The following is a 22126-nucleotide window of genomic DNA, read 5'->3' as shown; positions in this document are numbered from 1 at the left end:
CTCTCAGGATTTTTAATAATTTCTTTGCTTAAATCTACATCTAAATCTGGCCAATAAAAATGATTAGGAAAAGGCTCTTGTATATTTAAAATTTTTCTAATAGGGACATCTTGAAACTAGGGAAAATCTTGATAAGAAATAAACATTTCTTCATTGTTTGCCAGAATCCATATTCCATGGAAAGAAATATGAGTTACTTCAGCTTGAGAAGTGTTTTGTCCAAGCATTTCTAAGTTCATTTTGTCGTTCCTCAATAATAGTTTCTATCGCTTGAAGATGATTTATGCTTACCCTTTGTTTATTATAGCAAATATTCAGTTAAAAATACAAGAGGGAGAAGTAAGAGCATAAAAATCCCCCTCAACTGGTCTAAAATTAAGGGAGAATGAGTTATATAAAAAAGGCAATTTAACCGACGTTACTGGGTTCTTTTTCGGTTGAATGAGAGCGTTTTACTTTGCGTTTTAAGGTTGCACCTGCACCAAGTATTCCCAGGGAAAGGAGACTTAGGGTTGAGGTGGGTTCGGGGATTGCCTGACAGTCTGGTATTACATTGTTCTGAAGCAGTTTAGGTCTAATGATCAAATTACAAGTGTTAGTTTCATTAGTATTAGTGTTCTTTTGAAACCAAAAATTGCTGTTGAAAAATTTTACTCCGGCAAACGGACCACTTAAAACTGTACCACCACCAAAAAGAATAGTACGACTACTCACGGTTAAGATCGGTGTTGTAATAGTTTGAGGTGAGGTGGCATCTAATCTTCCATTTGTTGATTGAGGCGTTCCTCCAGGTTGGGTTATAGTTCCATTAAAATAAGCTTCCCAAACAACATCCCCTAAAACAGTTGAAACCTCTAGAGTTTCTGTAATATTTCCCGATTCACTGATAACTATTTTTATTGGGTCTGCACCTATTGACTGTTGCAATGGAAATGTTGCTAATAATTCTAAATAGGCACTTGCTGTCCCTGCGTCAAAATCGTAATCAAAATAACTATTACCACTTGGGTCAAGTGCAAAGCTTATTTCACCTGTCTCCTCTAGTCCGTTTCCGAGATTTACAAGTACACTGGAAGTAGTGCCTGTGAGTGTAGTAAAATTTTCTCTAAGCTTTCCATACAAAGCTAGTTGGTCATTGTTCCCAATTAGGGTTAAAGCATAACTAGGGACTGTAGTTATCCCTATAAGCAAAACTGTATACGCTGAAACTGTTGCAACTCGCCGATTTATCGATCTTTTCTTCACTTTAGAGATAGCCATGTTAAACAAATTAAACCGAGATAAACTTTACTCATAAAATAAACATCCAAAACTTTTCTGTCAAGGCTTTTAAAGTTATATAAAGCTATATAAAGCAGTATTAAGACAAATAACTTAAATCTAAAAATAATATTAAATTGACCGTACACCTGATAATGTCATATAATGTCAGGTAAAAGCTTATTAATCTTGATTCTGTGTTTAACAATGAACAATTTTGATATTCACTCTTTAATTACAACTGTTGATAATCTCATCTTCTCCTATACAGGAGAGAATTTAGATGATGTTCAGTCTGAAATCGTAGAAGGGGTGATTAATCACCAAAAATACACAGAAATCGCTAAAAGTCATCATCGTTCCGAGAAATATGTCAAGGATGTAGCCGGTAAGCTATGGAAAACCTTATCGGAAATTCTAGGAGAAGAAGTTAATAAAGCTAATCTTAGGTCTAGTCTGCGAAGATATTATTATAATGTCGCTAACAATAATGTCGTTAACGGTGTCCAAATTAATAAAGGTCATATCTGTAATCAACTACCAGAAAATCAGTTACAAAAATCTAATCTTGCTGAAGAATATAAACTCGAAATCGCCACAGAATTGAGGAAAGAAGGCTTAACCGTCGAACAAATTGCTAGAGTGTTAAAACTTCCCTTAGAATTAGTTAAAGAGCAACTTGAAAAACCTAAGCAACCTAATTAATGGTGGTATTTGGCACTGGCAGAGCATTTCTAAGTTCAATAATAATTTCTATTTTAATAAACTTCATCATGAGAGCCAATATCAACGAGACAACCATTAAGGTTACAATGAAGGAATCAGATTTCAGGAAATAGCCATGAAACGAGATGAGGTACTAACAATTCTCGCGAAACACCGAGAACAATTAGAAAAACTAGGGGTAAAATCTCTGTCTCTATTTGGTTCAGTAGCAAGGGATGAAGCACGTTTTGACAGTGATGTAGATTTATTGGTAGAATTTAGTAAAGCGGTAGGGTTATTTGAGTTTATCGAGGTACGACTTTACTTAGAAGATATATTAGGATGTTCTGTTGATTTAGGTACTCAAGATTCTTTAAAAGAACATTTACGACAACCTGTATTAAAGGATGTGATTAATGCCTTTTAGAGATTGGCAACTTCGTCTTCAAGATATTATTGAATCCATTGATGAAATCTTGGAATGGACGGCTAATATGACCTTTGAAGATTTTAGCTCAAATCGAGTGACTCTTAAAGCAGTTCTTTATAATTTAGGAATTATTGGTGAGGCTCTAGAAATATTCCTAGTGAGGTACAATTGCGTTATTCTCAAATTCCTTGGCGTTTAATGGGAGATATGCGAAATGTCATTTTTCATGAATATTTTCGGGTAGAATTGGCAATTGCTTGGCGGACGATTGAAAATAATCTAACTCCATTGCGTTCACAATTACAGGAAATTTTAGAAAATGAAGCCGAAAATTAATCTATAAAAATCCCCCTCAACTTATTCAATTAAGGGGGAATGAGTTATATAAAAAAGGCAATTTAACCGACGTTACTGGGTTCTTTTTCGAGGGAATGAGAGCGTTTTAAAGCTATATAAAGCAGTATTAAGAAAAATAACTTAAATCTAAAAATAATATTAAATTGACCGTACAACTGATAATGTCATATAATGTCAGGTAAAAGCTTATTAATCTGGATTCTGTGTTTAACAATGAACAATTTTGATATTCACTCTTTAATTACAACTGTTGATAATCTCATCTTCTCCTATACAGGAGAAAATTTAGATGATGTTCAGTCTGAAATCTTAGAAGGGGTGATTAATCACCAAAAATACACAGAAATCGCTAAAAATCATCATCGTTCCGAGAAATATGTCAAGGATGTAGCCGGTAAGCTATGGAAAACCTTATCGGAAATTTTAGGAGAAGAAATTAATAAAGCTAATCTTAGGTCTAGTCTGCGAAGATATTATTATAATGTCTCTCATAACTTTAATGTAATAAATCCCGTACAAATTAATAAAGGTCATATCTGTAATCAACTACCAGAAAATCAATTACAAAAATCTAATCTTGCTGAAGAATCTAAACTCGAAATCGCTACAGAATTGATGAAAGAAGGCTTAACCGTCGAACAAATTGCTAGAGTGTTAAAACTTCCCTTAGAATTAGTTAAAGAGCAACTTGAAAAACCTAAGCAACCTAATTAGAAGTTAGGTTGACAGTGGTAGAGGGTGTTAAGCTATCGTTACAGCAGTTATCTCAATAAGTAGGTGGGTGGAATTAAATATAAGATGAACGTAGGTTGGGTTGAAGCATGAAACCCAACGCCGGTTCATGTTACGCTACCGCTAACCCATCCTACAAATAATTGTGCCTCCCTACTTATACCAAATCCGGTTATTAAAAACTGATTATTTATTCTCCCTTTTGCATGAGTGTCTCTTGCATGAGTGCCTCTCCTGATATGTAGCCTATACTCAACGGATTTAGTATTAGTAGATATGTATGAGGTCAGTTCCGGTTGATGAGAAAGGCTGTAATAGACAAAAATAGTCAAAATATTTATAATAGAAGGTTGGACTAAAATTTTCTGTGACTTGCCCATGTTATTGTCTGGCGCCACCGGTAGCGAACAATTTTTAGGGAGTGAAGCGATCGCCACTTACGCCACAGCTAAGGCCGTGATCCTGCCGATTCCCTACGAGGCCACCACCACCTATCGCAAGGGTTGTGAAACTGGACCGGCGGCGGTGATTACCGCTTCCCAACAATTGGAAGCCTATGACGAGGAACTTAAGAGGGAAACCTGTTTAGAAGTGGGCATCTATACCCATGATGCGATCGCCGATACCCGTCAGCAACCGCAATTGTCCGCCGAGGAGATGTTAGCCGTCACCACAGCTACAGTTTCGCGTTTAATTGCCGATGATAAATTTGTCGTCGCCGTCGGGGGTGAACAGGCTATCACCACGGGAGTAGTATAAGCTTACCAACGGGCTTGATCGGAACCTTTTACGGTGGTTCAAATTGATGCCCATGGCGATATGCGTTTTGAGTACGAAGGCTCCCACCATAACCACGCCTGTGTGATGCGTCGGGTGTTAGAAATGGGTTTACCGACCTTACCCGTGGGAATTCGGGCTATTTGTCGAGAAGAAGCCGAATTAATCGCTAAACAGCAGATTCCCGTGATTTGGGATCGAGATATCGCCAGGGATGCGGAGTTATGCTGCTTTCGCCAACACAACTTTCAGGAGCCTCCAACTTCAATCACTTCTCCTGGAGAGACTTTATCTAATACGCTACAGGCATCTGGCATTAGGGGAAGTAAGTCAGAAAGTTTGTTGCTGGTTGCTACAAGAACAATAACTGCCACTCCAGCTTGCTGTAAATTTTGCTGATAACGCAAATTTTGATCTGTAGTGAGGAGAATCGTGAAACCCTCCTGACTCATCAGCCTCAGCAACTCACCGTTCTTTTTCCCTGACCATCCCATCTCAACAACTGTGCATACCTCGTAATCGGCAAGCTCACGCTTTAACGGGCGTGGGGCGCATTCATCAAGCAGGATTCGCATAGGCTGTCAACATTTCCTTTGCTAATTCAAGGGCTGAGATCGCCTGTTCTCGACTGACACTGGGAAAATGGTCTAGAAATACCTCTAATGAATCACCAGCCTCAAGATAATCAAGTAGGGTTCTCATCGGCACACGAGTTCCTACAAAAACAGGGGTTCCCCCTAGAATGTCGGGATCACTGTGAACAACACCGGATATTAATGCCATAACAAATATATCCAACTGGCTACTAGCTTTTACAGTCATTGTATCCTAAAGTCATTTGTCGGCTCTATACAAGGTGAGGCTCAGGCATGGGACACTTCACTTGACTACTCTGCCCACATCTTGCCGCTAGACCCAAACTAACTTTTGGATACGATGCACAGTTGGCATTCATACTAAATCTGGTTATTAAAAACTGATTATTTATTCCCCTTTGCCTTTTGCCTCTTGCCTTTTGCCTCTCCTCATAACTAGCCTGTACTCAACGGATTTAGTATCATACCTTGATTCTGCAACGCCTAGACTTACAACTTCAATCAATGTGCATGGTGCGTTCCCCAAAAATCGATCTGTGGAGCGGTAGAAGTTGCATTAGGGAACGCACCCTACCGATACAATTGCGTTATTCTCAAATTACTTGGCGTTTAATAGTTCAGTTATTCATTTTCTTGAAAAATATCCCCATCGTATTCAATTTTAGCAAATTCGTTTTCTTCTTCTTCAAAAGAGTCTAGCTTCTCTCTAACTTCAGAAAATAAATCCTCCGATTCAGACGATTCTTGTAGTTGCTCATCAATCAAATCTACTCTAGGTAGGATGACATGAAACTCTTTTTTCCATTTAGAAATTAAATGTTCATTCCAGTTAACATCAGGACTAATTTCCTCTTTGGTCTTTTTTATTAGCTCTCTTACACCATCAGAGGTATCAGATAATATTATTTTGACAAGTTCTACACATTTATCGGCTCCAGAACCTTTAGTAAGAATGCTCAGATTTTCATTAGGCTGTACTATGATATTAGACCAGTGTGGTTGGTTTCTTTGAAAAAAACCTTCTTGATCCATTTTCTTAATACTATCTGAGATAGCGCTAAGAGTGGCGGTAATCCGATACTCTTTTCTTATTCTAAGTAAATATCTCGAAACTGCAAAAAAGAGTATTTTTTGTCCCAAAACTGTGTATAAAATACTGGATTGCCGTAACCTTTTTATCGCTGCTTTCTGGCTAGGTTTCAGCTGCGGTTGATCTGGTTGAATCGGCACATCTACCTCTAAATAATTTAGCTGTGATATCCAATCCTTAAATGGTTGAAGTTCGTTAAAAAACCAATTAAGTACAGCTTTTGTGCCTATTTGTGACAAATTAGGATGAGAATCATAGTAATCTTTTAAAGCCATTTGTCGCTCATTAGGTGAATTAAATGATTTTTTTAAAGCTTGCGGGGAGTCTTTTAAAATTTCCATAGTACATTCACTAATTAAATTTAGTGTAGTTAGATAAGGATCTGCTTGATTTAAACTGTTTGTAGAAGACCATTTAACATATTTGTCTTCAAGCACTTTTTCTTCCAAAATTTTTCTGGGAATTAATGCTGATATTTTACTGTCATCTAGCAATAATTGAGTTTGTTTATCAATAGATTTTGCAGTTTTGTTTATAACTGTAAAAATATTACGAGTCGCTTTGATAATATCATCTCTAATAGTTTCGCTTGCATTGCTATAGCCTACCCTTCCAAGTTCTCTAAATACTAAGTAAACAACTGGTATATCAAAGGTTTCAGAGCAATCAAAGCTATCTTTTAACTGTTGAGAATTTAATGGTTCTTTGCCTGTGTGAGCATTCCAGTATCTTTTTAGAGAAAGTAATCTATGTTGTCCATCAATGACAATTCTAGCAACGTTTTTGTACAGTTTTAAATTAACCCATTTTTCTACAGTTTTACCTTGACTACTAACTGTAGAAAAATCCCAGAACTCTCGTTGCTCATTTGAGTTTGGCAAAAGGACGACTACAATTGAATTAAAAAACCTAATTCCCCCTTGAGCTAAGTAGGAAAATATTTCTGTTTCCGCTCTTTTTTCATCGAGTTTTCTCTGGACTCTTTCGGAGAAGCTCCAGCTGCCTTGTATCTCGTCAGCAAATCGAATGTTTTCTACTGCATCACTTTGTTCTAAGGTTGTTATAAAGTATCTAACTTCACCAAACTTACCAGTGATTGCTTTATATTCAATAGTTTCTGGAGACTGATTATCTAGTTCCATATTTTAACTCCTTTGAGTATTGAATTTGGGTTGACATAATTGAATTAATAAGCTTTCCAATTGTCTAGAAATATTTTTCGGACAAGGAAAGGAAATAAACAAAAATTCGTTATTCGATCTTGAATTTCCATGTTTTGATAAAAAACCATCCTCTCTTTCCAAGTGTTGAAGAAATCTCATTCTTAAATTGTTTGCCGTGCCAATATATTCTGGATGCTGTAAAATGCTACATGAAATTAGAAACTCTTTCAGAATTCTTCGCTCCTTTGGTTGAGAAATTTCTTGAAGAAAATATTCCATATTCTGAGATAAACTAACTGGCTCTCCACAGATATCTATGGTAAATTTGCTTCTATCATTATTCTCAGAAAATTTTGTTTTAAACACTGTATTTTGCAAGCGAGTCTTGATATTACCACACAAATCATGCTCAGAAAAATCAAACGCATGATAGAAAGCGTAAACACCCGATGACTCCGGGAGATAATCTGCAGCAGATCTAGTAGCTGTTACCACAGTAAATTTTTTGAAAAAATTGTCGTGAACTGTTTCTTCCATGATGATATGCTGAGACTCAGAATTAGCCCATTCCCGCTTTTGAACTTGTAATCTCTCCGTGCAATTATATCATTCCCAAATGAAACCCTTCAATAACATAATGTAAAGAAGATTCGGATCTTCTCGACTTTGTGTGATAATTTTTGCTTATGAAATCGTGAAATACTTATCAGGCAAGACTTTTAGGACTATGGCTCTTCGGTAATTGTTATGCAATGGACGGGGGTTATAAGGGATGGAACCCTTATATAGAAAGGCGTTTAGCGATTTTTGTCAATTGTTTTTGATCTAAAGCGAACTCATCAATTAAGTCTTTTGCCAGATAAGGATTTAGTCAATTTATGCCCCCCTATCGAACCATACCAAGTAACGAAGAGCCAGGACTATTTTGCGGCATAGACTATCAGTATAGACCTCGTTTCCACACAGAAACCAGAAGAGTCAAGATTCCTGTTTAATGTCAGATAGTTATCCCTAATGAGTAATTCAAATGGTTCTTCGGTTTGTGTTATGCAATGGACGGGAGTTATAAGGGGTGAAACCCTTATATAGAAAGACATGGCTGCGATTTTTGCCAATTGTTTTCAATCTAGAACGAGCTAATCAATTAAGTCCCTTGCCAGATAAGGATTTAGCCGATTTCTGCCCCCTGATCGAACCATACCAAGTAACGAAGAACCATTCAAATATACTAAAAATGTCAAGTATTTGAAGCTATGCAGAGAGAATTGACAAGGATTAAAGGCAGTTCAAGAGTTTTTAAACTACCATCGCAGTCATAATATAAAGTAAATTTACTCATGGCTTCCAATTTAGCGATCGCTAATCTCTACTTATATTTTCAATTAAGATCTGAACTTCCCCCTTGACAAAAGGCCATAACCTGTGCTTTGGGAGGGATTAAGAGAATTTCTGATGCCCTCTTACCTGGTAGAAATCAAGGAAACTCCCCATAAATCTAACTCGGTTTCAGCAAATATGCTCCCTCCCTGTCGATTGATAAATATTACCATAAACACGGGTACACCAAGAAAAGTTAAGGGATGTATCCATTGATGGATCAGGGTTTTTTGCTATTACAGTAGATATGTTTGGGGTCAGTTGAGATAGACAAAAATAGTCAAAATATTTATAATGGAAAGTTGGACTAAAATTTTCTGTGACTTGCCCATGTTATTGTCTTGCGCCACCGGTAGCGAACAATTTTTAGGGAGTGAAGCGATCGCCACTTACGCCACAGCTAAGGCCGTGATCCTGCCGATTCCCTACGAGGCCACCACCACCTATCGCAAGGGTTGTGAAACTGGACCGGCGGCGGTGATTACCGCTTCCCAACAATTGGAAGCCTATGATGAGGAACTTAAGAGGGAAACCTGTTTAGAAGTGGGCATCTATACCCATGATGCGATCGCCGATACCCGTCAACAACCGCAATTGTCCGCCGAGGAGATGTTAGCCGTCACCACAGCTACAGTTTCTCGTTTAATTGCCGATGATAAATTTGTCGTCGCCGTCGGGGGTGAACACGCTATCACTACGGGAGTAGTACAAGCTTACCGACAGGCTTTATCGGAACCTTTTACGGTGGTTCAAATTGATGCCCATGGCGATATGCGTTTTGAGTACGAAGGATCGCACCATAACCACGCCTGTGTGATGCGTCGGGTGTTAGAAATGGGTTTACCGACCTTACCCGTGGGAATTCGGGCTATTTGTCGGGAAGAAGCCGAATTAATTGCTAAACAACAGATTCCCGTGGTTTGGGATCGAGATATCGCCGGTGATCCGAATTGGATCGAAAAAGCGATCGCCAAAATTAGCACCGAGAAGGTATTTTTAACCATAGACGTGGATGGCATAGATCCGGCTTTAATTCCGGGGGTGGGAACACCTGAACCGGGGGGGTTAAGTTGGCATCAAACCCTAGGCTTTCTCCGTCGTCTTTTCCAAACTCATCAGGTGATTGGCTGCGATGTGATGGAATTGGCCCCGATTAGTGATTCGGTGGTCTCGGAATTTACCACTGCCAAGTTAATTTATAAGTTAATTGGCTATCAATTTACTGCCTAGGGGCTTGCCTAATTAGGAGCAATCGTGTTATAATAGCGATCCGTGCGGACGTATAGCTCAGTTGGTTAGAGTACATCGTTGACATCGATGGGGTCACTGGTTCGAATCCAGTTACGTCCATAGTTAATTTTGATAGCTTTCAGCAACGGGCAAAAGCTAAACCTGACAAGCTGGCTTGATGTTCGGTAAATTTACGGTATGTCAGACAAAACGCTCTGTCGTGAGCTAAAAATATCAAGCCCGTGATTTTCTGGCCTTTAGATTATTTTTTTATGATTTTCTAAACATGACTAACAATAAAAATGATAACTATGCTAACTTGCCAGATGAATTACTAGAAGACATTCTGGAAGATGCTCCTAAAATAGCAGAAAAAATCAAGCCACTTTTCAATGAATTACAACAACAAAGAAAAACCCTGCATCAAATCTTAGATGATAATGATTTAATTTGTAGAGTTGACGATTTAGAAAACCCACCTATTCCTTCTGTTGCAGCGGTTGACGGTGGACAAGCTATTGAAAAATCTATTGGTGCTGATACTTTAATTGCAGTTGGTGTTGGTGTTGAAGGATTAGTTAGAGAAGATCAGCGAAAATGGGGTTCAGTTCAATACAAAAATTGGCAAGATGTTCTCCCGCACAGTTCTGAGAGTAATCCTAAAGTGACTAGAGGAGCGATGACAGCTTTAGAATTATTAGTTATTAGTCAAACACCACATGATGTGATTATTGCCGATGGTTCTCATCAAACACCAGTTATCGGAATTAACAGCTTAACCAGTATGTCAACGTTGGATGAACCGCATTTTCAACAAGCTACATGGGATATCATTAATAGGTTTAGCTTGATAGATTCTCTTAAAAAAGCGATGACCAATCCCAATATAGTATATATGGTTAAATATGATTCTTCTCAAGAAATTGGCTTAAGTGTTTTAAAAAACTTTGACCTCAAGCTTGACGATAAAACCAGCATGACATTAATTTTAAATGCCGGTGAATTTACTAAACCGTTACCTGTGGGTCAAACCACAAAAACAGAGCGAGTTTGGAACGATTTATATATTTCAGTTTCAGGTAAATTTGATTTTCAAGGTAAGCGAGACAAGATAAAAGAGGACTTAAACCAAGCTATTATTTTGCCTAAAAGCCGAAAAGTATATTTTACTTATTATAAACCTTATCAATGGTCGCCAGCTTATAGGATAGAAATGAAAGAAAGCTGTGCTAATACAGAAATTGAATTAGCCAAAGTATTAAAAGCTATCAAAGAACAAGTTGTTTCAACAGAGATCAAAGAACCTTATCCTCAATATTTAGCGGATCTGATGGCTAAAAGTATTAGTGATGGTTTAGAAGCGTTAAGAGCCGTGGTACAATATCAATTTAGTGATAACCCTGACTTTCTCCAATTGTTGACCCAATCTTACAGAACTTAATCAATCTTCATCAAATTACAGGAAAAAGACAATGGATTTACTTGACAAACTCAACAATCACTCAGATCAATTTAACATCGGTAGCGTTGGTTCACCGAGTAACACGACAGAAATTATTATAGATATTAATCAAAAAAGTGAGAAAAAGAGAAATTTAGGGCAGTTAGTCTGTCTGGTTCAACCGCAAGATCAAGAAAATTTAGTGGTTATCGGACAAATTAGTGAGATAGAAACTCAAAATCGCTGGCATGAAGATTTAACCTTTAGAGGTATTATTAAGCGTAGAGGTTCACTTCCTCATCTTAGTGAAAAAGCAGATGTGAGAACAGCTAAATTAAACGTTCAGGCTTGTTTTAGTATTGCGCCAGATGGAAAAATCACCGCAGGAACGTTAGGAACTTCCCCGGCAACGGGTACGCCTATTATTTCAGTTCGAGATGAAATTTTAGATAAGCTTTTAGAGCAATACAAAAATCAAATTATTTACTTAGGTAATGCTTATGCTACTGATGTTAAAATGCCTCTTTGGTTAAAACATTTTGATAGAGGAGAAGGAGGAGCAGGAGAAGCTTATCATATCGGAGTTTTTGGAAAAAGTGGCTCTGGTAAGTCTGGTTTAGCCGCTTATATGCTTCTGGGTTATGCTAGACACAAAAATATGGGCATCATTTTCATAGATCCTCAAAATCAATTTGCAAGTGAGACAGATTTGCCCTTTAAACTGCATGACTCGCTCCGAAAGTTAGGTAGAAAAGTTGAAGTTTATCGTTTAACTAATCAAATTAGATTAGGAACTAAAAATAATGCTGTAAATTTATTTTGCTCTCTTTTACTAAAAACAGAGTTTTATAGAAATATTGGAGTTAGAGGTAAAGAAAATCAAGACTATGCTTCTGATGAAGTATCTCGAATTATTAGAGATATTTTATCCCATCAAAAAGTAGAGCTAAAAAATGGTGGTGATGACTTATTATTAAATGTCTTACAGTCATTAATACAAGATAATAATGCTCTACAAAGGATCTATGCTAGTTCTCAGCCAAGACAGCGTTTACAAGATACTCTTAAAGAGCTTATAGATAATGAAAGGGAATTTAAAAGAGTTCAACAAGAAATTTGGCAACCTGTATTAGATTTATTTCTTGAAAATGATAGTCAAGGTAATCATAGAAGCTCATTGTGGCATATTGTTCAAAAATCTGCTAGTGATGAGCAAAAGCCTATTGTATTTTTAGATATTAAGGGTGAGGGTACAACTTTCGCAGATAATGAGGAAATCAAAGCACTGATTCTTAAAGAGATTAGCACAATTTTAAAAGTAGCGGGAGAAAATGCCTTTAAAGAGGATAAAAAATTAAACTGTTTAATTTGTCTTGATGAAGCTCATCGCTTTGTTAAATCCTCTTTTGGTAATGATGATAATAGTGAAATGTCCAACCTAACAAGAACATTTGTAGATGGTGTAAGAACCACAAGAAAATACGGCTTGGGTTATATGTTTATTACTCAAACAATTGCATCTTTACATAAAGAAATTGTCGGTCAATTAAGACTTTACGCTTTTGGATATGGTTTAACTTCTGGTAGTGAATACAGACAAATTGAAGAATTAGTAAGTGATAAACAGGCTTTAAGCTTATACAAATCATTTGTTGACCCTCAAAGTAATAAACAATATCCGTTTATGTTTCTCGGTCCGGTTTCCCCTTTGTCTTTTACGGGTTCTCCTTTATTTGTTCAGATGTTTACAGAATTCAGTCAATTTCAAAATGCTAATAATCTTCAATCCTCGGATGAGTTCCATTTTTAAACATGAAAAAACACCAAAAAGATCACGTTCGAGATCAATTGTTATCAAAGTTATCTGAATATGGAGTTGAATGGGATTTTGACTCTCAAAAGTTAATAGTTGATGATTTACGATTTATGCAAAATCGATTAGCTCAACATACGAACTCAAAAGGTTTAAAATATGAGGAGGAATTTAAAAATTGTTTAGCTAAACCTGAAGAAATAAATATTCTTAAAATCAATCCTTACTTAGAAGTTGTGAACACCCAGAAACAAAGAGAACTTTGGACTTATGCTACTTCTTTTTGGTCAATCCCTGTTACAACTGGTTATGGTAGAAGAATACGTTTTTTAGTTTTTGATGAACAAAATAATAAATTAATTGGTATTTTTGGACTCAGTGATCCAATTATTGGTTTAGGAGTTAGAGATCAGTATATCACTTGGACAAAAGATCAAAAGCTAGAGAGATTATATAATTGTATGACTGCTTATATTTTAGGTGCTGTACCTCCTTATAATCTAGTTCTCAGCAGTAAATTAATTGCTTTATGTTTGATGTTCCCTGAAGTTAGAAAGCACTTCTATGAAAAGTATAACAATAGAGTATCCATTATTTCTGGACAAAATAAACAAGCTGATTTAGTTTATATAGATACTTTAGGAGCATTTGGAAAATCAGCAATATATAACCGTTTAATGAACTGGAAATTTATAGGTTATACAAAAGGTCAAAGCCATTTACATATAACGGCTAACGGAAGTTGGGAATTAATTAAACAAGTCGTTCCAGAAACCATTTTTGATACTTATAAATTTGGTCAAGGTCCAAATTGGAAACTAAGAGTTTTAAAAAAAGGACTAAGAGAACTAGGATTTTCAGAAGATATGCTAAGTATTGGTTGGCAAAGAGGATATTATAGTTGTCCACTAGCTGAGAATTGGCAAGAGTATTTATTAGGAGAATCCAATCAACTACAATGGAAGATTTTAGATCGTAATCAACTGATTAAATACTGGAAAAATCAATGGATTATCCCACGTTTAGATAAATTAGAGGAAAATCTAAGGAAAACGAAAAGTTTAGATTAATCAAACAGATTATATAGCGTTTCTCATACCTGTGTGGCACAGTTAAACCTTTGCTGATTAAGCTTTTCAATATCGATAATGTACCTCTTGCGAACAGGAAACGCTATAATTAGACAGAACTGAATCATTTTAAGTAAACTTTTGTAAAATTCCAGCAGGAAAGGTCATCAAATTTTCGGCTCTTCGGGAATTGTTATGCAAATAATTAACTTAAAATAAAATTCGATGAGAGCGCCTACGCTCAAAAGTAGCTGAAATCCATACAGGGAAGGACTTAAGGCACAAACAGGTTAATACCAAAAGATAGACAATCGAGTTAAGATTTGATATAATAGCCAAAAACGAGATTATTTTACTTATGATACTTGACAAATTTTTGAACCTAGAAGGAACCTGTATTCAAGGCTATCGACACCTAGAAAATATCGGTATAGTTTGACCAGTCGAATCGAAAAATAAAAAAGCAACCTGTCCTCGTTGTGGGTTAGAGAGCGATAAACTCCACCAAAATCATCGACATTTAGTCAAAGATTTACCAATCTCAGGACAACCAGTGTACCTACAGGTTAATCGTCGTCAATTTAAGTGCGGTAATTGTCAGAGACCCTTTAGCGAAGAGTTAGATTTTGTCGCCAAGAAACGAACCTATACGAAAAGACTAGCCGAGAATATACTCGAACAATTAAAAGAAGGAGATATTTTAAATGTTAGCCGAAGAAATAACGTAACGGAAGAAGAGATTCAAAGAATGGTAGAGGACATCGCCGAAGAAATTACAGAGCCAGATTTATCGAAATTAAAAAGGCTAGGAATTGATGAAATCGCTCTAGTCAAAGGACAAAAAAATTACTGTGCGGTTTTAGTAAATTTAGATACGGGAAAACTAATAGCTATTCTAGAGAAGCGAACACAAGAAGAGTTGAGGGAAACGCTTACTGGGTGGGGAAAAGAGGTGTTAGAGCAAATTGAAGAAGTGAGCATAGACCTTTGGTTGCCCTATAAAAATTTGGTGAAAGAATTGATGCCATCGGCCGAGGTAGTCGCCGATAGATTCCATGTAATGAAACAAATTAATCAAGAGTTAGACGAACAGAGAAGAGCGGAAAAAAGAGCCGTAGAAGCGCAGAAAAATAAAAAACAGAAAGCGGAAAAAGAAGCGAAGCTAGAAGTTTTAAAGCGAAGTAAATATAGCCTGTTAAAAAATGAAGAAGATTTAACGGAACCCCAAAAAATTAAACTAGAAGCTATCAAAGAAAAATTCCCAAATTTGAAAAAGATGCAGAAATTAAAGGAAGAATTCAGAAAGATTTATGAAACCTCAAAGAATCCGACAGAGGGACTGCTATCCATCTCGGAATGGTTGGCAAAATCCTCCAGTGTTTTTACCAAGAGTTGTCAAACAATCCGAAACTGGTTTGGAGAAATCATTAGTTATTTCGAGCGAAGGACAACGAATGGGGTGGTCGAGGGAATCAACAATAAACTTAAACTAATAAAACGGAGAGGCTATGGCTTTAGAAACTTTCGGAATTTTTGGGTTAGAAGTATGTTATCTTGGCATCTTGTATGTTGATTTAGCATAAAGGGTAACGAAGAGCCAAATTTTCTGGACTCACTGAAGCGTTATGTTTCCATTGATGAGGAGTAGAGTTTCGTCAACGAGAGAATAGGGGTTTCAGCCTTGCCTACTGCAATCTCATCCTCCTAATTACTGCAAAGTTATGCTTCCAGTCTCATAATCTTCATTTCTGATGATAGGATGAACGATCGAAGCTCTCCAGACAAATCCTATGACTAGCTTACTGCGCGACTTTTGGTATGTGGCCACACCGGCAAATAAACTTAAACCCGGTCAGCTAATGGCCAAAAAAATGCTAGGTGAACCGATTGTTGTTGGCAGGAGAGAGGATGGAGAAGTGTTCGCATTGCGGGATATTTGCCCCCATCGTGGCATTCCGCTGCACCATGGCTGGATTGAAGGGGATGGGGTATACTGTTGCTATCATGGCTGGAAATTTAATACTAGCGATGGCGTTTGTTCTGAAATCCCCTCATTAACTGAACACGATCGCCTTGATATTAGCAGAATTTGTGTCACCAGTTATCCCTGTCGTGAAATACAAGGTCATATCTGGGTGTTTATTCCGGCAGACTCAAAAAGAGAAATTAATCGAGAAAATCTGCCCCCTGTGCCGACTATTGCCGATTTTGGCAAACTTACCCCCAAAGTAGCCGAAACTATCACTTTTGACTGCAATATTGACCATGCAGTGGTGGGATTGATGGATCCGGCCCACGGTCCCTACGTTCATACTTCTTGGTGGTGGCGCAGCGGTCCGCGCCAATTTCGGGTCAAAGAAAAACAATACGAACCTGTTCCCCTCGGTTTTCGTCTTGCCCCCTATGATATGCCAGTAAGTGCGAAACCTTATAAAATTTTGGGTAGTAAAGTATCGATTGAAATTGTTTTTGAATTGCCCTCGGTGCGTACAGAAATACTACGAGGTGATCGCTATTTGGCCTGTGCTTTTACAGCAATTACTCCCATCGATGAAAATCACTGCGAAGTCCATCAAAGTTTATACTATACGATTCCTTGGTTGGCATTTTTAACCCCTCTTTTGCGTTATTTAACTCTACAATTCCTCAAACAGGATCGCGATGTGGTGATTAAACAACAGGAAGGACTTAGTTATCATCCAGCTTTGATGTTAATTGATGATGCCGATACCCAGGCCAAATGGTATTATCGCCTCAAGCAGGAATACGAAAAATCTCAAGCAGAAAAACGGGATTTTGTCAACCCCATTAAAGCACAAATTTTACGGTGGCGCAGTTAGAATTTGATGATTTTATTACTAAGACATATTATACTAAGTCTGGTTATTAAAAACTGATTATTTACTCTCCGTTTTGCATGAGTGCCTATTGTCTTTTGCCTCTCCTCATATGTTACCTATACTCAACGGATTTAGTATTACAATAAACATGGTTACGTTAAGAAAAGTTAACGGGTTTATCCATTGTAGTGACGAAAAAGTTAACGGATTGACCGCAGGGATTGCCTATCAGCAATTCACAAACCGGCGGATTTTAATCGCTTTGGTTGTCGCTATTTTAGGAGGTGCGGCGAAACTTTTTGGTTTTTTCCCTCCCATTAATCTTTTGATAAAATTCCTTGTAAAAAAGCGGTAGTTTTTAAATCAATCCCTGTAATTGCCGTGCCAACAACTACCGAATATGCACCAACTTCTAGGGCTTTTTTTGCTTCTGTTGGAGTCGATATTCCTCCTTCACAGATAACAGGAACTGACAACTTATTAACTAATTCTTCTAGGAAAGAAAAACTCGGCGGTGGCAGATTTTTAGTTGCTTCTGTGTAACCGTAAAGAGTTGTACCGACAATATCAGCACCAGCTGCCACGGCATAAATAGCACTTTCGATCGAGTCTATATCTGCCATGACTAATTTACCAGTTTCCTGATGAATACGATCGATAATTGTGGCTAAATTTTCATCATTAGGACGCTTTCTGGGGGTAGCATCCAAGGCAATTATATCGGCACCCGCATCGGCAATGGCGAGAGCATCTTGATATTTGGGAGTAATATATACCGAACAATCGGGATAATTGCGTTTCCAGAGTCCAATTATCGGTATATCCGGCAATTGTTGACGGGTGGCTTTCAGATGAGCGGGACTATCAATTCTTACCCCACAAGCACCCCTATCCACGCAAGCATGAGCCATGGCGGCAATAATTACAGGATCGTGCAGAGATGACTCCACTGGCGCTTGACAGGAGACGATTAAACCCGATTTTAAGGTTTCTATTCGCATAAATTGGGGTGTGGGGTGTGGGGTGTGGGGTGTAGGGAGAAGCTTTTTTCAGTGATCAGTAAACAGTAAACAGTAATCAGTGAACTGAAAACTCACATCTGATAACTGATAACTGATAACTGATAACTGATAACTAACCCCACCAACAAACTTTTTGCCGCAAACCTTACTTATAAGCAGCAATACACTGTTCAACTAAAGCGGTTACTGCGTCCACATCTTTCCAACCGAGAATTTCTGTGACTTTTTTCTCTAGATTCTTATAGGTTTTGAAAAACTCGGCGATTTCCTGCAAGCGATGGGGAGAGACATCTTTGAGGGATTTTACCTCAGCATAACGAGGATCTTTAGCGGGAACACAGAGGATTTTTTCATCGCGATCACCACCATCGATCATTTCTAACATACCAATAGGGCGCGCCGTAATCACACAGCCGGGGAAAGTAGGCTGATCCATGATCACCATACCATCTAAAGGATCGCCGTCATCGGCGAGGGTATTGGGAACAAAACCATAATCACAGGGATATTGTACCGAAGAATAGAGAACGCGATCGAGAGCAAAGGCGTTTAAATCCTTATCAAACTCGTATTTATTCTTACTGCCGGCGGTAATTTCCACTAAAACGTTAATTAAACCTGGTTTCGGTTGGGCAGGAATGCGCGATAAATCCACAAGCTTTCTCCAAATACAAGACAATAGCGCCTTTAGAGTCACCTAAAAGCGCAAGCAAAATTAAAACACACTTTGATCAACTCCGATCCAAATTTTACCCATAAGGGGGATCGGGACGAAGAAAAAAATTTTTATTTTGGCAATCGTCTATCTCAATTCTGTCACCTCATTTGCCTCGTTAGGGAGTAGGATGTGTTACCGGTAAGGGGTTCTTCGGTATAGTTAGGCGTGGAGTTATATCCAATCGCTAACAAGGGTAACGTTAGGGTCAGAATTGCGATCATGGTTCCGAGTAAATTGGCCCACCTATGACTAGGAGGTTCGGAAGTCTTCCCTGACGGGTTGCTTGATTCCATAAAGGGGTCGTGTTGAACTCGACAAGTAAAGAATACGAGAGATGTATAGAGCAGTCAGCCATTGGCCTTGAGCTTTTGGCAAATTACTGCTATTTTTTGCTTTTGAGCTTGGTTAACGTCTCGTTAAAAAGCGAAACATTAACAGCAATACTCTCCCTACTAATTATATTTTACCAATTCTTTTCCAAGAGTTCACTCTGATACTTTTCTTGACGATCTCTCCAGATCATGGTCTGTTGGTTTTTGTCCATGTCATACTAAATCAGTTTTTAATAACTGGATTTAGTATCAATCCACAAAAAAAAATGTCTGAAAGGCTTAAACCTTAAGCGATCCAAACATTTTTTCATTGCAATCGGAGGGTGATATTGACTTTATGTCTTAACTTCGAGCTTACGATAGAAAGCTGGCTGTTAATGTAGCCTATTTAACCAAAATATCGATTTTTTGCTTATTTATCGGGATAGACATTGACCTTTTCTTAAAATTATCGGAGTTTAGAGATAATTGGTTAGCTAATCTCCCAATAAGCTAGGCCCCAGAGACCAGCAAGGCATCCGCCAGGGACGGCGATCAGGGCAAGTGGAGTTAATCTACCAATATGGATATCATAACTCGATCGAGGGAGAAAAGCCAAGAACCTGCGAGAAAATTGCCGATTTATCCCGGCCAATATTACTGCTCACATCGCCCTAGATCATGCCGTCAGTCATTCTTCAGCGAGAAACCACCTCGCTAGAGGATTCTGATTCTAGGGGGAGAGAGGGTTTAATTATCCCGTGTTTTGTCTCCTCTGGTGTCACTTGACGGATCACCTCCAAAGCTTCCTTGATCATTACTGCCATGGGAACCGCGACAATCACCCCCAGTAAACCGCCCACTCGCGCCCCCGTCAAGACCGAGACCAACACCCAAAAGGGATTTAACCCGGTGACACTGCCCAAAATCCGGGGAGCAATGCCATTTTCGACAATTTGCTGCACCACTACAGCCACGGCTAAAACTTGTAGAGCTAAACCAATATCGCGCAAAGCTAGTAAAGCTGTCACCGTGACAATGCCTACAGTTCCCCCAAAAGGGATTAAAGCCATGGTGCCAATCAACAGACCGAATAGGAGACCAAAAGGGACTTTAATCGATAAAAATGCCGTGACTAATCCCAGGGCCATGCAGGTGGCACAAATCACCTGTCCGACAAAGTAATTCTGAAAACTTAAGCGTAGGGTTAGGGAAAAGGGTTGTTGGACGGGTTTGGGCAACCATTGGATAATACTCCTCCAGATATCGGGACTGTGGAGAAGCAGATAAAAGGTGAGGATAATGGTTAGCAGCACATCAAGCACCCGCACCACAGTAAAAACGGTGAGATTAAGGGCTAAATTAACGCTTCTTCCCGCTAAAATTTGCAATTCTGCCCCTAAACGACTGTTAAACTGAGCGATCAGACCATCGAAACTGATCGGAATCGGTAGATTCATCGTGTCGATTTTGGTATCTAGTTGCATCAGTTGGCGCTGTCCCGAGTCTAACCATTCTGGCAATCTGTTGACAAATTGCTGTGCTTGGGTGAAGACTAAGGGAACTAGGGTTATGCCCACGGCCACAAAAATTAAAATCGTGATCAGGGAAACCACGATCGCAGCTAAACCCCGTTTTAATCCCTGACGTTCCAACCAAGTCACCGGATAACCCAAGAGAAAAGATAGAACGGCCGCTATCAGTAAAATAACAAATAAAGATTCAAAATAGCCAAAAATTGCCGATAATGCCCAGACATTCAGGACGACAAGTGGTGCAGCTAGAGCAATCACCAGTAAGCGGGATAAGGAATTCAGGGATTGCCACCACGTCTGAACCCAATTGCGTTTCGGGGGGACGACTTTAACTTCCACCATGAAGCCTCTTAAAAGGGTTGTTTCAATACTTGTATTCTGACAGATCGAAGCCGAACCCGCTAACTCAATCGGGGGAAGTGGGAAGATGGGGTGTGGGATGCTGACAGGTGCAGGTTTATTACAACCCAGATGGTTCTTCGGTTTGTCTTATGCAACGTACAGGATTATAAGGAATGAAACTCTTATAGAGAAAGACATTTGGCGATTTTTGTCAATTGTTTTTGATCTAGAGCGAACTAATCAATTAAGTCTCTTGCCAGATAAGGATTTAGTCGATTTATGCTCCCCTATCGAACCATACCAAGTAACGAAGAGCCTTTTTTTTAAGCATACTTACTCTCCAGCTAATCGAAGAACATCATTGACAACTTTATCAGTTAGCCACATTCCTTGATGGCGTAACTTAGCAATAACGGGAGCAACAGAAGATAGATAGCCCTGCTGCTTCGCTTTAACTAAAACACCAAGCGTTCCTGAATATTTCAAGCGATATAAATCGGCAATACGTCGGGCTAACTGATCATCAAAAATCAGTAAACTATCTGGATTTTCTAATCCCAAAGCTAATACCTCTGCTTCTCCTTGCCCTAAATCAATAATAGCTGGAATTAGACTGACTGATTTAACCAGAGTAATTGAAATCCATTCAATCGCCTGAATATTGGGAACATCAATTCCTTGATTTTTACCGATTGCTAATTCTTCGATTACTGCTGGAGGAGTCAAGATTTGAGAATACAAGCGTTGGAGCAATTCCAAATAGCCCACTTGATGTAAGTACAGTAGAGGAGAGGTGTTGACAATGACTTGAGGATTAGGCATTGACAATATCTTGTTCCAATTGTTCAGTCGTTAAAGAAAAAGGGGAGACTTGATAACGCCCCAAAATAGTTAAAAATTCTACTCGTGACATTCCGGCTAATTGGGCTGCACGTCCTGAAGATAGTTTGTCAAGTTCAAAAAGTTTAACGGCTGCCAATATTTTTAATTCTCTTGATAGATTTTCAGGAGTTTCTTTGAGACTAATTAAGATTTCTTCAGGAATTTCAAGGGAAATAGTGCTCATTTTCTTTCTCTCTCAATAATTGTCTCTATTCTACACCAATAAAATTAGTCCTTCTCTGTGAGCAGAATCAGTAACGGGTTTCCCCCATCCAACCGACAGAATGAGCGGGTGCAGCCTATCTTGTCCTCAAGGGGTTGGAGACCAAGCCTCTTCGGCTTTATGGCAATATAATCGTGCTTAATTTGGGTTAGCGATCGAGTTGAGGCGCAGCCAAGGGAGAACGCAAAGGCGAATCCAACATACTGCGCCAC

General features: G+C 38.5%; 20 protein-coding genes, 1 tRNA gene and 4 pseudogenes. 14 read left to right on the top strand and 11 right to left on the bottom strand.

Annotated elements, in window-relative coordinates:
* Window positions 1–116 precede the first annotated feature (116 nt).
* Together MAE_RS35865 and MAE_RS35280 are read right to left on the bottom strand one after the other, a co-directional pair.
* Window positions 117–239, bottom strand: a complete 123-nt coding sequence (locus tag MAE_RS35865) for a hypothetical protein (protein ID WP_269453937.1) — start codon at window positions 237–239, stop codon at window positions 117–119.
* Window positions 240–408: 169 nt separating this feature from the next.
* Entirely contained in the window at window positions 409–1260 is an 852-nt protein-coding gene (locus MAE_RS35280) for a PEP-CTERM sorting domain-containing protein (RefSeq protein WP_012267265.1), read from the bottom strand.
* Between the two features lie 207 nt (window positions 1261–1467).
* On the opposite strand from MAE_RS35280, the gene MAE_RS20505 reads away from it, so the two are divergent.
* The 5 genes and pseudogenes from MAE_RS20505 to speB (MAE_RS20480) form a co-directional block, all read left to right on the top strand.
* Window positions 1468–1965 (top strand): hypothetical protein, encoded by a 498-nt coding sequence (locus MAE_RS20505; protein ID WP_012267264.1) that lies wholly within the window; start codon window positions 1468–1470, stop codon window positions 1963–1965.
* Between the two features lie 136 nt (window positions 1966–2101).
* A complete protein-coding gene (locus MAE_RS20500) occupies window positions 2102–2392 on the top strand; it encodes a nucleotidyltransferase family protein (protein ID WP_002757283.1) in 291 nt (96 codons plus the stop codon).
* Window positions 2382–2731: pseudogene (locus MAE_RS36175) on the top strand (DUF86 domain-containing protein). Before MAE_RS20500 ends, MAE_RS36175 begins: the two are co-directional and overlap by 11 nt.
* Before the next feature lie 234 nt (window positions 2732–2965).
* Entirely contained in the window at window positions 2966–3466 is a 501-nt protein-coding gene (locus tag MAE_RS20490; protein ID WP_012267262.1) for a hypothetical protein, read from the top strand.
* 396 nt (window positions 3467–3862) lie between these two features.
* Window positions 3863–4477 (top strand): annotated as a pseudogene (gene speB, locus MAE_RS20480) (agmatinase); the annotation flags it as partial.
* Between the two features lie 32 nt (window positions 4478–4509).
* Here the strand turns inward: speB (MAE_RS20480) and MAE_RS20475 are convergent.
* The 4 genes from MAE_RS20475 to MAE_RS20460 all read right to left on the bottom strand — a co-directional run bounded on the left by MAE_RS20475 (window position 4510) and on the right by MAE_RS20460 (window position 7647).
* Window positions 4510–4836 (bottom strand): DUF5615 family PIN-like protein, encoded by a 327-nt coding sequence (locus tag MAE_RS20475; protein WP_012267258.1) that lies wholly within the window; start codon window positions 4834–4836, stop codon window positions 4510–4512.
* On the bottom strand, window positions 4820–5083 hold the full coding sequence (locus MAE_RS20470) for a DUF433 domain-containing protein (protein WP_012267257.1): 264 nt from the start codon (window positions 5081–5083) through the stop codon (window positions 4820–4822). The genes MAE_RS20475 and MAE_RS20470 overlap by 17 nt, the downstream gene beginning before the upstream one ends.
* Window positions 5084–5478: 395 nt before the next feature.
* Complete coding sequence (locus MAE_RS20465) at window positions 5479–7089, bottom strand: DNA sulfur modification protein DndB (protein ID WP_012267256.1); 1611 nt, start codon at window positions 7087–7089, stop codon at window positions 5479–5481.
* A 3-nt stretch (window positions 7090–7092) separates the two neighbouring features.
* A complete protein-coding gene (locus tag MAE_RS20460) occupies window positions 7093–7647 on the bottom strand; it encodes a GIY-YIG nuclease family protein (RefSeq protein ID WP_012267255.1) in 555 nt (184 codons plus the stop codon).
* A gap of 210 nt (window positions 7648–7857) precedes the next feature.
* Here MAE_RS20460 and MAE_RS35850 point away from each other — a divergent pair.
* The 9 genes and pseudogenes from MAE_RS35850 to MAE_RS20425 all read left to right on the top strand — a co-directional run bounded on the left by MAE_RS35850 (window position 7858) and on the right by MAE_RS20425 (window position 16881).
* Window positions 7858–8046, top strand: a pseudogene (locus MAE_RS35850) (hypothetical protein).
* 172 nt (window positions 8047–8218) lie between these two features.
* Complete coding sequence (locus MAE_RS33865; protein WP_162467769.1) at window positions 8219–8359, top strand: hypothetical protein; 141 nt, start codon at window positions 8219–8221, stop codon at window positions 8357–8359.
* A gap of 458 nt (window positions 8360–8817) precedes the next feature.
* Entirely contained in the window at window positions 8818–9717 is a 900-nt protein-coding gene (gene speB / locus MAE_RS20455) for an agmatinase (protein ID WP_012267252.1), read from the top strand.
* Between the two features lie 46 nt (window positions 9718–9763).
* Window positions 9764–9837 (top strand) — tRNA-Val (locus tag MAE_RS20450).
* 166 nt (window positions 9838–10003) lie between these two features.
* Window positions 10004–11158, top strand: a complete 1155-nt coding sequence (locus tag MAE_RS20445; RefSeq protein ID WP_012267251.1) for a DNA double-strand break repair nuclease NurA — start codon at window positions 10004–10006, stop codon at window positions 11156–11158.
* Between the two features lie 31 nt (window positions 11159–11189).
* The gene (locus MAE_RS20440) at window positions 11190–12968 is read left to right on the top strand and encodes an ATP-binding protein (protein WP_012267250.1); all 1779 of its coding nucleotides are present in this window, start codon (window positions 11190–11192) and stop codon (window positions 12966–12968) included.
* 2 nt (window positions 12969–12970) lie between these two features.
* Window positions 12971–14041, top strand: a complete 1071-nt coding sequence (locus MAE_RS20435) for a Druantia anti-phage system protein DruA (RefSeq protein ID WP_002736881.1) — start codon at window positions 12971–12973, stop codon at window positions 14039–14041.
* Window positions 14042–14399: 358 nt separating this feature from the next.
* A pseudogene (locus MAE_RS20430) lies at window positions 14400–15614 on the top strand (ISL3 family transposase).
* A 217-nt stretch (window positions 15615–15831) separates the two neighbouring features.
* Complete coding sequence (locus tag MAE_RS20425) at window positions 15832–16881, top strand: aromatic ring-hydroxylating oxygenase subunit alpha (RefSeq protein ID WP_012267248.1); 1050 nt, start codon at window positions 15832–15834, stop codon at window positions 16879–16881.
* 317 nt (window positions 16882–17198) lie between these two features.
* Here MAE_RS20425 and MAE_RS20420 read toward each other — a convergent pair whose 3' ends face one another.
* The 5 genes from MAE_RS20420 to MAE_RS20400 form a co-directional block, all read right to left on the bottom strand.
* A complete protein-coding gene (locus MAE_RS20420) occupies window positions 17199–17882 on the bottom strand; it encodes an N-acetylmannosamine-6-phosphate 2-epimerase (protein ID WP_012267247.1) in 684 nt (227 codons plus the stop codon).
* Window positions 17883–18048: 166 nt separating this feature from the next.
* Window positions 18049–18558, bottom strand: a complete 510-nt coding sequence (locus MAE_RS20415; RefSeq protein WP_004162542.1) for an inorganic diphosphatase — start codon at window positions 18556–18558, stop codon at window positions 18049–18051.
* 1072 nt (window positions 18559–19630) lie between these two features.
* On the bottom strand, window positions 19631–20809 hold the full coding sequence (locus tag MAE_RS20410; RefSeq protein ID WP_012267243.1) for an AI-2E family transporter: 1179 nt from the start codon (window positions 20807–20809) through the stop codon (window positions 19631–19633).
* A gap of 333 nt (window positions 20810–21142) precedes the next feature.
* Complete coding sequence (locus tag MAE_RS20405; RefSeq protein ID WP_012267242.1) at window positions 21143–21631, bottom strand: DUF3368 domain-containing protein; 489 nt, start codon at window positions 21629–21631, stop codon at window positions 21143–21145.
* Window positions 21624–21875 (bottom strand): UPF0175 family protein, encoded by a 252-nt coding sequence (locus MAE_RS20400; RefSeq protein WP_002764591.1) that lies wholly within the window; start codon window positions 21873–21875, stop codon window positions 21624–21626. Before MAE_RS20400 ends, MAE_RS20405 begins: the two co-directional genes overlap by 8 nt.
* Window positions 21876–22126 lie beyond the last annotated feature (251 nt).

Origin of the sequence: Microcystis aeruginosa NIES-843 (genome assembly GCF_000010625.1) — a bacterium.
Taxonomy (GTDB): Bacteria; Cyanobacteriota; Cyanobacteriia; order Cyanobacteriales; family Microcystaceae; genus Microcystis; species Microcystis aeruginosa.
The sequence above is the reverse complement of the archived record's forward strand: the minus strand, read 5'-3'. Positions and strand labels throughout refer to the sequence as shown.

Excerpts from the sequence above, each read along its gene's own strand:
- MAE_RS35865 (WP_269453937.1), bottom strand. The coding sequence starts at position 239 with ATGAACTTAGAAATGCTTGGACAAAACACTTCTCAAGCTGAAGTAACT.
- MAE_RS35280 (WP_012267265.1), bottom strand. The coding sequence starts at position 1,260 with ATGGCTATCTCTAAAGTGAAGAAAAGATCGATAAATCGGCGAGTTGCA.
- MAE_RS20505 (WP_012267264.1), top strand. The coding sequence starts at position 1,468 with ATGAACAATTTTGATATTCACTCTTTAATTACAACTGTTGATAATCTC.
- MAE_RS20500 (WP_002757283.1), top strand. The coding sequence starts at position 2,102 with ATGAAACGAGATGAGGTACTAACAATTCTCGCGAAACACCGAGAACAA.
- MAE_RS20490 (WP_012267262.1), top strand. The coding sequence starts at position 2,966 with ATGAACAATTTTGATATTCACTCTTTAATTACAACTGTTGATAATCTC.
- MAE_RS20475 (WP_012267258.1), bottom strand. The coding sequence starts at position 4,836 with ATGCGAATCCTGCTTGATGAATGCGCCCCACGCCCGTTAAAGCGTGAG.
- MAE_RS20470 (WP_012267257.1), bottom strand. The coding sequence starts at position 5,083 with ATGACTGTAAAAGCTAGTAGCCAGTTGGATATATTTGTTATGGCATTA.
- MAE_RS20465 (WP_012267256.1), bottom strand. The coding sequence starts at position 7,089 with ATGGAACTAGATAATCAGTCTCCAGAAACTATTGAATATAAAGCAATC.
- MAE_RS20460 (WP_012267255.1), bottom strand. The coding sequence starts at position 7,647 with ATGGAAGAAACAGTTCACGACAATTTTTTCAAAAAATTTACTGTGGTA.
- speB (WP_012267252.1), top strand. The coding sequence starts at position 8,818 with ATGTTATTGTCTTGCGCCACCGGTAGCGAACAATTTTTAGGGAGTGAA.
- MAE_RS20445 (WP_012267251.1), top strand. The coding sequence starts at position 10,004 with ATGACTAACAATAAAAATGATAACTATGCTAACTTGCCAGATGAATTA.
- MAE_RS20440 (WP_012267250.1), top strand. The coding sequence starts at position 11,190 with ATGGATTTACTTGACAAACTCAACAATCACTCAGATCAATTTAACATC.
- MAE_RS20435 (WP_002736881.1), top strand. The coding sequence starts at position 12,971 with ATGAAAAAACACCAAAAAGATCACGTTCGAGATCAATTGTTATCAAAG.
- MAE_RS20425 (WP_012267248.1), top strand. The coding sequence starts at position 15,832 with ATGACTAGCTTACTGCGCGACTTTTGGTATGTGGCCACACCGGCAAAT.
- MAE_RS20420 (WP_012267247.1), bottom strand. The coding sequence starts at position 17,882 with ATGCGAATAGAAACCTTAAAATCGGGTTTAATCGTCTCCTGTCAAGCG.
- MAE_RS20410 (WP_012267243.1), bottom strand. The coding sequence starts at position 20,809 with ATGGTGGAAGTTAAAGTCGTCCCCCCGAAACGCAATTGGGTTCAGACG.
- MAE_RS20405 (WP_012267242.1), bottom strand. The coding sequence starts at position 21,631 with ATGCCTAATCCTCAAGTCATTGTCAACACCTCTCCTCTACTGTACTTA.
- MAE_RS20400 (WP_002764591.1), bottom strand. The coding sequence starts at position 21,875 with ATGAGCACTATTTCCCTTGAAATTCCTGAAGAAATCTTAATTAGTCTC.